At 33.1% G+C, this 14,079-nt stretch carries 10 protein-coding genes; 3 read left to right on the forward strand and 7 right to left on the reverse strand.

Annotated elements, in window-relative coordinates; genetic code table 11:
• Positions 1-6: 6 nt before the first annotated feature.
• From FA045_RS17480 to FA045_RS17505, 6 genes are all read right to left on the reverse strand, one after another.
• On the reverse strand, positions 7-1,815 hold the full coding sequence (locus tag FA045_RS17480) for a RagB/SusD family nutrient uptake outer membrane protein (protein WP_136878379.1): 1,809 nt from the start codon (positions 1,813-1,815) through the stop codon (positions 7-9).
• A gap of 24 nt (positions 1,816-1,839) precedes the next feature.
• Entirely contained in the window at positions 1,840-4,941 is a 3,102-nt protein-coding gene (locus FA045_RS17485; RefSeq protein WP_136878380.1) for a SusC/RagA family TonB-linked outer membrane protein, read from the reverse strand.
• 743 nt (positions 4,942-5,684) lie between these two features.
• The gene (locus FA045_RS17490; protein ID WP_136878381.1) at positions 5,685-5,930 is read right to left on the reverse strand and encodes a hypothetical protein; all 246 of its coding nucleotides are present in this window, start codon (positions 5,928-5,930) and stop codon (positions 5,685-5,687) included.
• A gap of 31 nt (positions 5,931-5,961) precedes the next feature.
• Positions 5,962-6,621, reverse strand: coding sequence for a fructose-6-phosphate aldolase (fsa, locus tag FA045_RS17495; protein WP_136878382.1), 660 nt, complete (start codon positions 6,619-6,621; stop codon positions 5,962-5,964).
• A 216-nt stretch (positions 6,622-6,837) separates the two neighbouring features.
• A complete protein-coding gene (locus FA045_RS17500; protein WP_136878383.1) occupies positions 6,838-7,542 on the reverse strand; it encodes a LytR/AlgR family response regulator transcription factor in 705 nt (234 codons plus the stop codon).
• On the reverse strand, positions 7,539-8,663 hold the full coding sequence (locus FA045_RS17505; protein WP_136878384.1) for a sensor histidine kinase: 1,125 nt from the start codon (positions 8,661-8,663) through the stop codon (positions 7,539-7,541). Before FA045_RS17505 ends, FA045_RS17500 begins: the two co-directional genes overlap by 4 nt.
• A 231-nt stretch (positions 8,664-8,894) precedes the next feature.
• Here FA045_RS17505 and FA045_RS17510 point away from each other — a divergent pair, with 231 nt between their 5' ends.
• The 3 genes from FA045_RS17510 to FA045_RS17520 all read left to right on the forward strand — a co-directional run bounded on the left by FA045_RS17510 (position 8,895) and on the right by FA045_RS17520 (position 11,857).
• Positions 8,895-10,112 (forward strand): S41 family peptidase, encoded by a 1,218-nt coding sequence (locus FA045_RS17510; protein WP_169305091.1) that lies wholly within the window; start codon positions 8,895-8,897, stop codon positions 10,110-10,112.
• Positions 10,113-10,150: 38 nt separating this feature from the next.
• Entirely contained in the window at positions 10,151-11,041 is an 891-nt protein-coding gene (locus FA045_RS17515) for a TolB-like translocation protein (RefSeq protein ID WP_169305092.1), read from the forward strand.
• Between the two features lie 627 nt (positions 11,042-11,668).
• Positions 11,669-11,857 carry a hypothetical protein gene (locus FA045_RS17520; RefSeq protein ID WP_136878386.1) on the forward strand — a complete coding sequence of 63 codons (189 nt, stop codon included), beginning with the start codon at positions 11,669-11,671 and terminating at the stop codon, positions 11,855-11,857.
• A 289-nt stretch (positions 11,858-12,146) separates the two neighbouring features.
• Here the strand turns inward: FA045_RS17520 and FA045_RS17525 are convergent, their stop codons facing one another.
• Complete coding sequence (locus FA045_RS17525) at positions 12,147-13,973, reverse strand: tetratricopeptide repeat protein (RefSeq protein WP_136878387.1); 1,827 nt, start codon at positions 13,971-13,973, stop codon at positions 12,147-12,149.
• Positions 13,974-14,079: the final 106 nt, after the last annotated feature.

The following is a 14,079-nucleotide window of genomic DNA, read 5'->3' on the forward strand; positions in this document are numbered from 1 at the left end:
TAAATATTAATATCCAGGATTTTGTGGAAATTGATTTCTATTAGTTAATAAATCCAATTGGGAAGCAGAAGGTATTGGTCTTAAGACATGGAATTCTCTAATATTAGGCGATGCAAGTGCATTAAAAAGTCTAGCTCTCTCTATCAATGTTTTAGTTCTTACCAAATCTAACCATCTATTCATTTCGCCATAAAGCTCACGTGTACGTTCTTCTAGAATAAAGTTTAAAGAAATATTTGCACTAGTAATTTGTAAAGCAGCAGCAGCTGCAGTATTTTGGGCAGCGGTATTTGTTGTTCTAAAAGCAGCACGTGTTTTTAAAATATTAATCATTGTTGCGGCATCACCAGTTCTATTTGCTTTAAAAGCAGCTTCGGCAGCAATTAAATAAGTTTCACCTAAACGCATTAATACAATTGGCCTGTCTGATGCATCGTTAAAATGAAGTTTTGTTCTATCCATAAACTTAATCATGGTTGGAAACCACTCTACATCATACTGAGATGGGGCAATGATTACTCCTTTAAAAGCTTGTCTTTCGGCAACCGTTACTTCCCTACCAGGCATCCAAATAGCAGCATCAACACCTTTAGTTGGTGTTACAGCCACACCATTTCTTGTTGCGGTAAATGCAGCAGTAGTGGTTTGTACGTTATTATCTTGTACCGAAGGGAGGTTCATGATCCATTCTTTCTGAAAAGTATTGTCGTATCGAGCATCGTTGCTTCTATTATTAAAAGTTGTATAAGTATATTCGGTTGGTCTAAATCTACGATACGGACGCCCATTTACTTGATCACGTGCTACTAACTGAGCTGATACATTCGGTGCTCCAGGAATTCCTTCATTCACGTTTCTATTTAATGTATAGAAAGAGGTATAATAACAATTCAACCGATTTTCTTTATTTCCTCCTGCAGGTGCATTGGTATTATTAAATCCACTTTCAGAATAGATTGGATCTGTGTTTCTATCGGCTACAAATAATGATTCTTTTCCATATTCGTTACCTTCTCTAAAGATGTCTCCGAAATTTGCTTCTAAATCTACCCCATAAGTTGCCCTACCATTAATTAAGATTAGTGCAGTATCATAGGCTCTTGTAAAGTCTGGAACTCCATCTCCTTCTCTTGCATCAGGATCCCAACCTTTAGTAAGGTGAACTTTAGCCAACAAATGTAAAGCCGCAGCTTTTGATGCTCTTCCTTTTGACTGACCAGCCTGAATGTTACCTAATTGTACTCCAGCTTCTGTTAAATCTTTTATAATGGCCGCATAAACGTCTTTTTTAGGCGTTCTTGTATCTTCTGTACTTGGTGCATTATTGTATTTTAATTTTAAAGGTACATCCCCAAAAGTTTGCACTAATAAAAAGTAATAAAAAGCTCTAAGAAATTTTGCTTCTCCTAATAACTGAGTTTTTCTTGCTTCGGTTACATTAGCCTGAGGCCCAAATTCTAAAATTCCATTAAGGTTATTAATAGGAACAAAACTATTGTCCCAAACACCTTGCAAAGTTCCATTTTGAGCATTGATGTTGGTATAATTGTGAAAATCTAAACCACCATCTCCACCACGAACAACCTCATCCGTACCTGCTACTTGTGATGAGGTAAAGCCTTCACTACCCCAAAAGAACCTTGTTGTAGCGTATGATGAATTTAAGCCTGCTTGCAATCCATCTGCCGTTAAGAAATATTCTGGTCCCAAATTAGAACGATATTCTGAGTCTAGTTGCTTTTTACAACTAATAGGTAAAAGGGCTGCTATTGATAAAGCAATCCATCCGATTTTAATTTTTTTATAAGTTTTCATTTTCTTAATTTCTAACTGTTTAACTTAAAATTTTGCATTAATACCAAATAAGAATTGGCGAGTTGATGGTAAATCTAAGCCAACTGTAATCGCTCTGCCATTTGGTATCGCGTTGTTAGCCAAAGCTCCTCCTACCCCTGTTCCTTCGGGATCAATACCTAATCCTGATTTAACAAAAGGTGAGTACAAAATAAAAGGGTTGTTTGCTGTTGCAAAAACTCTTAAGCCAGATAAGCCAATTTTTGATGCAATTTTTTCAGTAAAATTATACCCCAAATTGATACTTCTTACCTTAACAAAAGATCCATCGTAATAGCCAAGAGTTGATGAATATGGCAGATTTGTAGCTCCACCAGCTGGACGTGGAAATGCATTTGTTGGATTTGTTGGCGTCCAATAATCAACTTTAACTTGGTTTACTCTACCATTTAAAAATGCAAAGTAACCACTCGTTCCTCCATCGGTTGTTAAATACGGAACTACTATCTTATTTCCTATTCTAGAGAAAATAACGGTCGACAAATCAAAACCTTTATAAGAAACACGCTGTGTCATCCCCAGTACAATTTTAGGTTGAAAAGTTCCGATAATACTTCTGTCGGCATCTGTAATTGCTCCATCAGGAACACCATTCGATCCGCTTATATCCGCAATTTTAATTTGACCAGGTACAGCACCGAATCTTGCAGCTTCTACGGCTTCTGATGTTTGCCAAATACCAGCTTTTGTGTAATCGTAAATTACATTTAGCGGCTGTCCAACAAACCATCCATTTCCGATATCTTGAATGGTAGAGGCATCTGCTAATCTTACAATTTTTTCTCTATTGATTGCAAAATTGAAGTCAGATGACCAAGTGAAACCATTTCTGTCTTTAGCAACGATATTTTGAGTACTTAAATTAAACTCTATACCTCTACCACTAGTAGCAGCTGCATTGGTAAAGAAACTAGTTGCACCATTACTTCTAGGCAATTGTTTGTTGATAATTAAGTCGTCAGTGTTTTGTTTATATAAATCTACTGATCCTGTTATTCTGTTGTCAAGAAATCCGAAATCTACACCAAGGTTAAATTGTTTTGTGCTTTCCCATCTTAAATCTAAGTTGGCTAAACTTCCGATATAGTAACCTTGAACATTTTCAGTTCCGTAATTATATCGATTTGATTGAAGAGATCCTCTTGTTGCATCAGTAGGAATAGACGGGTTTCCGGTAACACCATAAGAAGCTCTTATTTTTAAATTAGAAACTACTTTTTGATTTTTCATGAAATCTTCATTTATCACATTCCAGCCAATTGCTGCAGCAGGATAATTTAAATATGGATTAACTGGAAAAACTGAAGAGCCATCTCGCCTAAAAGTAATGGTTGCTAAATATTTATCTTTGTAAGCATAATTTACCCTTCCCATAAATGAAATTAATCCACCTCTTGAAAAACCGCCTGCTCCACCATCAACTGGAGTAATCGTTTGTGCTAAAAAGAAATTATAGTATTGTACAGCCTCACTCGGAAAACCAACACCATTAAATGCATTGCTAAATCCTCTATCGCGTTGCGTACTAAATAAACCAGTAAAATCAACTCTGTGGTTTTCTGCAAAAGTTTTATTATAGGTTAAGATATTTTCAATTAACAAGGTATAGGCCTCATTATTTGATACACTTGCAGTTGCTTGCGCAGCGGTTGTAGCATCTGGTCTAATAATCGTTTTTGGACCAAAGAAAGTACCTCGATTTTCTTGTCTAAAATCTAGTCCTAAGTTTAGTTTATATTTTAATCCCTCTAAAATATTAACCTCACCGTAAAGCACATTATTTGTTCTCAATCTTCTTGTTCTATCAACAATATTATTTGTATCATCAAGTGTTAATGGGTTTGCAGTAGCAGTTTGATCTACAGTTCCATCTTGAGGATATAAATAGATACTACCATCGGCATTGCGTACAGGAGCCAATGGAGTAATTCTCATTGTTGCATATAATGGATTTACTCCTGCTCCGTTACCGTATGTTAGCGTATTTCTGGTGCTTAAACCAATTTTAATTCTTTTACTTATCGTAGCATCAATCGTAGTATTTAAAGCATATCTTTCGAAACCAATACCCGTAACCACACCACTTTCGTTAAAATAACCTGCAGATACACCATAATTTACGGCTTCGCTTCCGCCAGAAACACTCAATTGTTGGTCGGTAACATGTGCAGTATTATATAGGTAATCTTGCCAATTTGTAGAAGTTCCATTTGCAATACCAGCCAATTCTAATGGAGAATATCCGGCAGTATAAGCAGGTGATGCTGCATTTCTAAATGCAACAAATTCTTGTCCATTAAATTGGTTATATTGGTCTCTTACATTACTTAAACCGTAGTAAGCATTATAATTTAATTGAGGTTTTCCTATTTTACCTCTTTTTGTTGTAATTAAAATTACACCATTAGAACCACGAAAACCATAAATTGCAGTAGAAGAGGCATCTTTTAAAATATCTATACTTGCAATATCTGCATTGTTAATTTCATTTACACTTCCATTAAATGGAACACCATCTAAAATTATTAATGGATCGCTTGTACCACTTAATGAACGGTTTCCTCTAATTCGAATTTGTCCGCCTGCACCTGGTCTGGTTCCACTTCTCGAAATATCTACACCTGCAATTCTACCTTGTAGGGCAGCAATAGGATTTGCAGCTGGAACTTCTAACAAAGTTTCTCCTTTTATACCTGCAACAGATCCAGTAACATCAGATTTTTTCTGCTGTCCATAACCTACAACCACCACCTCAGTTAGATTTTTTGCATCAGGAATTAATATTACCCGATAAACACTCGTTCCTCTAATTATTTGTGTCTCTTTAGCAGTAAAACCTACATAAGATACAATAAAAGCCGCTTCATCGTCTGTTACACTAATCGAGAATTCTCCGCTGTTATCTGTTGTAGTAGTTTTACCTGATTTTTTTAATTGAACGCCGGCTCCTGGCAAGGGTTGATTGCTTTCATCAACAACTTTTCCGCGTATTGTTGATTGTGCAAACAACAAAGTTGGGGTAATGCCTAAAAAGAATATCAGCAAAGCTATACTCTTTAAAAAAAATTTTTGTCTAGTTTTTTTCATACAAGGTTTAATTTAGGTCGCAATGTTTTAAAACTGCTTGAAGATTACTTAAGTTATTTGTCCTGAATACAGATGCAGATTTCTTAAGATATTTGGTTAGAATAAAAGTAAAAATTTTAAATTTTAAATGCAACCGATTGCATTAATGTTTAAAAAAAATTATTTAAAGGACTTGAAATTTGGATATTTTAACTCATCTTAAAAATTAATGATTTAAAATACACCATTATTTGAACTCTAATGAGTTCATTCTTTGATGTAGTAGTTTTTCTTCATAAAATTAGGTTTTAATTTGGTTTGTATTTCTTATTTAAAATTCTCGAATTGAATTTTGTTGGGTATCAATCATACCGACATGATTTAACTTGATGTTATCATAAGATTTAATTTTCTATTTGGTTAATAATATTTGGTTAGTAAATTGATGTGACTACGAGCAATTTAAGATTGCAGATTTGCACATATTTAGTTTACCGAAACTACAATTGGTAAAAATTTTACTATAGCACAATTGTTTAAATTTATAGCGAGTTTGTTTAAGTATGGTGAAATCTTCATTAAAAGCTCATTAAAGCGTTTTGCATAAAAATATCGACCAAAATATTTACTCCAAAAAACATATTTTGTAGTATTAAATTACTAATTACAAATTGGTATATAGCTAAAGCTTTAATTGGCATGATTTCGAATCTTAATTAATTTATGCAATCGATACAAAACAATCCTTATAGGTTTTTATACTATTATTTTATTAATGAATATCCTCTTCCATGCAAAAAGGATAACTTACCTTCTTTAACTAATAAATCATAAGTTTTAATAGCATAATCTTTCTGAAAAAAAGATTTAACCCCTATAAATTGTGGGTTTGGAAGTATATTTTCATCAGAGAGTCTTCCTTCATCTATTGCCGTTTGCAATACATTTTTAAGCTGAAGATGAAATGGAATAGTTGAGAGGTAATTAGGTGACCAATTTTGTAATGACATTTTACCAGATTTTATTGTGAAATTAAAAGATTTATAATCCTGCAGCTTTCTTATGATCTGCTAAAAACTGAGACAATCCACTTGCTGTGAGCGGATGATTTAACAATGAGGTTATAACAGACAGAGGTGCTGTAATAACATCTGCTCCTAATTTAGCGCAATTTACGATATGCATTGGGGTTCTAACCGACGCGGCTAAGATTTGAGTTTGATACCCATAATTATCATAGATGAGTCTGATATCGCTAATCAATTGCATGCCATCATAAGATATATCATCAAGCCGACCAACAAATGGAGATACATAAGTTGCTCCTGCTTTGGCAGCAAGCAAAGCTTGTCCAGAAGAGAAAACTAAAGTGCAATTCGTTCTAATGCCTTTTGAAGAAAAATATCGTATCGCTTTAATTCCATCTTTAATCATAGGTACTTTAACAACAATTTTACTATGTAATGAAGCCAGCTCTTCCCCTTCTGATATAATCTCATCATAAGATGTGCTAATTACCTCTGCACTTACATCGCCATCGGTAATTGAACAAATAGATTGATAGTGCGCTAAAACATGTTGTTGCCCACTTATTCCTTCCTTGGCCATTAAGGAAGGATTGGTAGTAACACCATCAAGCACACCCATTTCATGCGCCTCTAGTATTTGCTGGAGGTTAGCTGTATCAATAAAAAATTTCATAAAATATTTTGTTATAAAGATGGCTCTCCATTATTGGAAAACCTTTGTAAATCTCCTAACAAAAACGGAGGATGAATAGTACATTTATCTATTTAATATAGTTTAGATGTTCAACTTAATTAATTGAGAGTAGCGATTAATAGAAATTATCCATTAATAGAGATTATCAATTAAACCAATTGTCTCTAGTCAAAAAGAGTAACTGAACATATTATTTTAGAAAAATTTATTAATTATCTCTTTATAGGTTTGTCCAATAGGTATTTTGTGCTGATCGATTAATACCCTATTACCTTCTATATATTTAATTTTATTTTTTGAAACGATAAAAGATTTATGAATCCTTAAAAAATCTAATGTTGGCAGCAATTTTTCAAAATCAGAAATTTTCTGGGGACTAATAATCATATCATCCTTTAAATAGACTTTGGTAAAATGCCCATAAGCTTCTATAAACAATAAATCTTGAAAATGAATTTGATGCAATTTTTTATCCCCTTTTAAGAAAAAGCTACCATCATTTGCTTGCTTTTCAGTAATAGGCAATAGGAATATGCTTTTCTTATTCTGGGCAGCATCAATTGTTTTATTAATTGCTTTTATAAAGCGTTCAAAACTAAATGGTTTCAATAAATAATCAGAAATATTAAGTTCATAACCTTCTATTGCAAACTCTTTGTAGGCCGTAGTTACAATAATTTTAGGCGGATTTGCCAGAGTTTTTAAAAAATCGAAACCAGATAGTTTAGGCATATTGATATCTAAAAATAACAAATCGACTGTATTTTCATTTAAAAATTTCATTGCTTCAAAGGCATTATAGCAATTTCCTACCTTTACCAAATGAGGCAAATTTTCACTATAGTTTTCAATAATCCGATGTGCTATAGGCTCGTCATCAATAATTAGGTAGCGTATCATGTAGTTTCTATTTTTATATTAAATTTATAAATAGAATCTTTAACTTCAATTTGTATGTTATGTTTATTTGGATATAATAATGCTAAACGCTGTTTTAAATTATCTATTCCAATACCAACGCTCTTGTTCGCTTCAGTTTCTTCAAAGTTATTTTCTATTTCAAAATGAATTACGCCATTATCTACACCCATGCTAATATGGATAAAGGCATTTTCTGTTAAACTTTCTACTCCATGTTTAAATGCATTTTCTAAAGGAATGATGAACATGAGTGGTGCAATCACACAATCAGTATGCCCTGCATAGTTAAATACAATATCAACATTTTTTCGATATCGAATTTTATGCAATTCGATGTAATTCTTTAGGTAAGCTATTTCATCTTTTAAAGGCACAAAATCTTCCTTGCCCATATAAATGGTATAACGCATCAAGTCAGACAATGTTAAAACAACAGTTGCTGCATCATCAGATTTTTCGATGATCAATCCATATAAATTATTTAAGGTATTGAAAAAAAAGTGTGGGTTAATTTGGCTTTTTAATAAGGATAATTCTGCCTTATCTTTCTTTGATTCTAAAATTTTTAACCATTTCCATTGCTGGTAAAACCAAGTTAAAAGCATTACAAAAAAGGGAGCAGTTAAGATGATTTTAATCTCTTTTTCTTGTTGTAGGTAAGTATGTTCATCATTAATGTAAATTCTTATATAGTAGAAATAACCTAAAGCTAATAGGTAAAAACCGATTATAATTAATGCATTTTTCTTGAAATACGATGGTGCGATAATGGAAAATGTATATATCCCAATGCTTACCAATTCAACAAAGGTTATTGGGTTGTCTGCAATTTTAGCATTTGCATCATTTATAATAACAACAAAAAAGACAAAAAGCAGTGCAAGTAACTTTAAGCTAACTGTTTTGTGCTGTTTTAAAAATGAAAAATAGTGGATTGGCAATGAAATCACTAACCAACTCATCATAAAACTCAAGGCATTTGCCAATATTGCCGAATTGTCTATATGAATTAAATTAAAGTGCAACAACAAAACAACCAATACCCGATGGATGAGTAAGCCATATATAAAAGCTCGGTATTTTTTGAGAAATGCAATCATGGCTCAAAACTAAAGATAATTGCGCTTTTTATTTTACAATATGCGCCAACTCACTCAAAAATAGCGCAAACGATATTCATTTCTACTTCAATCTCATTTGTATGCATAAACCAACTGTATGTGATGGTTAATACTATGTTCATGAAAAATATTTTTCACCATTTTAATTTACCTATAAGTTTGCTGAAAATTATAAATACGATGAAAACCTATTTTAAAATAATGCTATTAATGATAGTTATTAAGAGCCAGGCGGTAGTAGCGCAAGACAACAAAAATGAACTGCCTTTAAAAGAAAAAAATGCTGTTGTCAACTCAATAAAAACGCATTTACAAGAATCATATATCGATCTTGATTTAGCTAAGAAAATGATAATTGAGCTGGACAAAAATTCGAAAAAGTATGATAAAATCATCAATCCTGATGATTTTTCTAAAACACTAACTGAAGATTTACAACTTGTGAGTAAAGATTTACACCTTAAAGTTCGTTATGAACCACAACGTATTGCGCAAGAAAAGCTTGTTGTTTCTGAAGAAATGAAAATAGAAGCCGAGAAAAAAACGGCTAAACAAATGGCAGAAATTAATTATGGATTTACAGAAGTAAAAATACTAGATGGAAATATTGGCTATTTGAATTTACGCCTATTTGCAGATGTAAAATATGCTGAAGAAACCGCTACAGCTACGATGAATTTTTTGAGCAATACCAATGCAATTATTATCGATCTGCGTACAAATGGAGGTGGTGTACCCGATATGATGCAATTATTATCCAGTTATTTCTTTAACGAAACACCAGTGTTATTAAGCGATTTTTATGAACGAAAAACTGACACAAAAACCCAACTTTATTCGCTGGCTAAAGTGGCTGGAAAACGAAGTACCAGCAAGCCTATTTACATTTTAACGAGCAAGCAAACATTTTCTGCGGCTGAGGCATTTGCCTACACGTTAAAGTATTTAGGTAAGGCAACCATAGTTGGTGAGGTTACTGCCGGAGGTGCAAACCGAACCAAACGCATTAATTTGAATGATGAGTTTACAATTTCTGTTCCGTATATCCAAGCTATTCATCCAGTAACTAAAACCAATTGGGAAGGAAAAGGTGTACATCCAGACATTAAAACGAATGAAAAAACAGCTTTGGTAAATGCTTATGTAGATGCCATTAACAAAACTGCCAAGGGCAATAAGAATACGCTTTTAAATAAAATTGGCTATGCTTTTTTAAAAGAAAAATCTGTTGAAAATGCTATCGTTGTATTCGAAGAAAATGCAAGATTGTTTCCAGATAATGCAAATACTTGGGATAGCTTGGGCGAAGCCTATTTTATAAACAATGATAAAGAAAATGCACTAAAAGCATACAAGAAAGCTTTAGCATTAGATCCCAATTCAGAATCAGCGAAAGCAATGATTCAGAAATTAGAAATCATTAAGTAAAAAAAAGCTAGTTGGCAGCAATTAAAACTAATTGAACAATGAAAAATAGGATTAAACTTTTAGCACTGGCATTTGTAATATGCTCAAATGCTTGCAATACTAAGCAACCAGAAACAAAAAAGAGTAATTCTTCTATAGCCGAAAATCTATACTTTGGCTATCAACCACCAGGATTAAATCCTGAAGTTTTTGTTCCTAAAAAGGGTATTGCTAAAGATTGGAAACTAGGGAACGAGGACTCTTTGGATATGGAAGAGTTTTACTTCACTTACTCAGGTAATGACCCTTTTCTGCCTGCCGTTGTTGTATATCGGCAAGAAGAAAATTATTACAGAGCTAGTAAATATACTTTTCACCACAGTGGCGTTAAAAATAGCAACATCTTATACTCAAGGCATAACTATATTGAACGTACAGGTTCTGGTTGGTCAAACCTAAAAAGCCTAGGCCCAATGTTTGACAGGAAAGATTTGGGCATTATGGTGTTATCAGTATCCACTAATGGGACTATTGTTTTTGATGATTATAAAACCGATGACGGAATCCGTATATCAAGGATTAAAGACGGTAAACGTGAAGAACCAAAACTACTGGGCAAGGAGATTAACTCAGGGAAATTGGTGGCCCACCCCTTTATCGCACCTGATGAATCTTACATAATATGGGATAGCGAACGAGAAGATGGATATGGCAAATCTGACATTTATATCAGTTTTCAACAGCAAGATGGTTCATGGGGCTCAGCTATTAATATGGGAGGTAAGATAAATTCAGAATTAGTAGAAAATGGTGCAAAGTTAACACCTGACGGAAAATATTTGCTTTTTGGAAGATCAGAAGAAAAAGTAAAGGAGGATGGAAGTACCTATTGGGAGACTAAAGATTATTGGGTTGATGCTAAAATCATTGAAAAATTAAGACCTCAATAATGATTTCATTTAAAATATAATTACCAACAACAGCAGCTACCCAAAAGTGGTGGTTCAGTGGTTGAATGAAGCTTTCTTCAGCTATCAAAGCTTCTGCTTGGTTGACAGTGAAGTGTTTCGAAATTGCCACCTTTCAACAATTTTATGGAAAAGGTGTTCACCTTCCAATACGTGTCTTATCATCTAAATAACCGTGAAAGCATTTTCATCAGATTTCCAGTTCAGGTATTCATCGAGAATTCCATTCCAAATTTTAATGCTTCGTCTTCTGATTTCTGAAAAATTTAGTAATATTATTTCTATTGAATTGATTGTAATTAGCTTATAAATTGCTATTGCTGTATGCAAATCAATCGTTTCCTTCGCAATAAATCATATTATGCACTTGAACGCAAAAAATTAATGTTTTATATTAGAGTTAAATAATCAACAGTTCTTTTAAATATCGCTTGGGCAGGGATAGCCCCATAATGTTTCATTTATGATTACTAATAGATGAAGTATAGATCAAGTAGGGATCAAGTATAGATGAAGTACTGTAATAGTACTAATCTTGCAACTTGCTTAATCGAACAGAATAGGGCTATGGCACCTCCAAATCTGTTGCGGGCACAAAAAACCTAAAACATGAAAAGAGTATGCATTTATCCAAAAGATGTTAGCTTATTAACAGGAAAAAGTCTAAGGCACGCACAAAAAATATTGCAAGATTTAAAGGTGGCACTTAAAAAATCAAAAAAGCAGTTTATAACCATCGAAGAATTTGCAACTTACTCTGGCATCGACAAAGCCACCGTAGAAAAATGTTGTGTATGATACCCTAAAACTTTATCCAAAGCAAAACCCGCCATCGTCCCCGGGTTTTGTTTTAAAGGCAATTTTTGGCTTACAAATTAACTAAAACAAAAAAAGCAGCTCTTTTCAGAACTGCTTTCAAACTTGGGTCAGTGGCGGTGCGTAATTCGAACCATTTTGTGGATGAATTGATCGAAATAGGCGGGTTTTCGAAAATTTTTAAAGAATAATTTTGGCGAACTTATCTCAACATGTCATTGGGTTTTTAATATTGTATAAAGGAATCTACAGAAAAATTAATGGGCTTAATTTATTTCATTCTCATCTTTGTTTTCTTATTAGAATCAGGATATTTTTCTGCCCTGACTAAAGCATTTATTGCAGAAATGGTATGAGAGTGATTATTACCAAATATTTCTGTATAAATTTCAATCGCTTTCTTAAGGTGAAAAATTGCAGAATTTTGGTCGCCTTTAAAAAAGTATGTTGTTCCCAAATTGTAAAGGGCTGCTGCCTCGCTTTGCCTTATCCCAATTTCTCTTGCAATTTGCAGTCCCAAACTCGAATATTTTAAGCAATTATCATAATCCTCTAGTTGGAGAAAAAAATTTGTTAGGTTTTGCAACGCTATACATTCCCCTTGCCTGTCACTAATCTGCTGTGTTAACTTTAAGCTGTGCAATACCGACTCAAATGCTTTATCAATATCACCTTTTAGAAAAAGTGCAACCCCTAAACTGCACAACATACTCCCTTCTGTTTGTTTATTTCCTCTAGAAAGAGTTATAGGCAATCCACGTTCAAGTATGTTAATTACATTGTCATGATCTCCAACTTGATTATAAACGTTGACCAGATTTCCTATACATGAGCATAAACTTCCAGGCTCATGTAGTGACGCTAAAGCCAGAGCGTTATTAAATGCGTTAATTGCTTCATCAAATTCTCTTAAATTTCTATGAATGTTTCCAAGTGCTTGTAATTGCGATATCTCGCCTTGTGTATTACAAATTTCACGGCATGCCTTGACAGATTCTTCTAAACATGATTTTGCCTCTTTGTATTTACCGATGGCGTTTAAGGCCATTCCAATACCTCCAAGTTGTGCATAAAAAAATATTTGATTCTTTTCCTGTTGAGCAATTTGTAAACCCAGTTCCCATAGTTTAATAGAAAGATTATATTCACCAATATCAAAAAATAACCTAGCCGCAATTTGATTTTTCATTCCTAACGAATATGAAGATGCCTCTTGGAACCATTTGTTCACATTCTCTTTCCAAAAATATTCCGATTTCCTAAATTCATATTCATGTGTTATAATATTTTTCCATAGTAATTCAGTGAATACATTGGTATTTAAAAAGAATCTTTGTCCTATATAATTTTTAAATGGGTTATTGAATTCCTTGATTGAAATATCTTCGATTTTTGTTTCTTCAAAAAAATGTTCTAAAAATAATATTTGGCTTCTGTTCTCTTTGACGGATTCAACTAAAGGTGAAATATCGAACACATCAGAACAGCTGTAACCGAGAATAAGGATATTAGGATTAATCAATCCCGAAAAAAAAGAAGAAATTACATTGTTTTTGTGTTGGCTTATCGTTTTTCTGGCGACTAACTCTAAGGTAATCGCCATTTCTTTTTGATTTGAAATAGAGCCATGAATCTTTATGATTCGAATGGTGTCAGTTTTCCAATTAATATTTCCAAATTCCACATCATTCGAAAATACTTGATAATCGTTTCCTTCTACTAATCCAATGTTATTTAGAGCATTTTCAATTAACATATCGAAATTTGTTGTCAAAACATTCTTAGCATATCCTAATTTTAATAGCTGAGCAATAAGGTCGTGATTTGTGTTTGGAATTCCTTTTGAAAAAATATCTAAAATATCCTCTATATCTTGTTCCTCGGTTAAAGTTTGAATAAATGATTCGAAGGGTAAATTCGATTGTAAAATCTTTTCTGCGTCATTAGGATTTACTTGGAGTAATGATAAAATATAGCTAATTAAATCATTAGCTAATGGAAGACCAGAATTGAATGATATTCCCGCACCACAGAAAATCGCCGTATTGTCAAGAGTTAATTTTTCACTTACTACAGAAATTATTTCTGTAATCTTCATAGCATCATTTTTAGAAGCAGTCAATTTTAAACATTTTATCAGATCTAAATATAATGGGAGGTTTTGTTATCAAGAAATCAACATCTGGAACCTACTATTTTTATCG

Origin of the sequence: Pedobacter cryotolerans (assembly GCF_005116475.1) — a bacterium.
Taxonomy (GTDB): domain Bacteria; phylum Bacteroidota; class Bacteroidia; order Sphingobacteriales; family Sphingobacteriaceae; genus Pedobacter; species Pedobacter cryotolerans.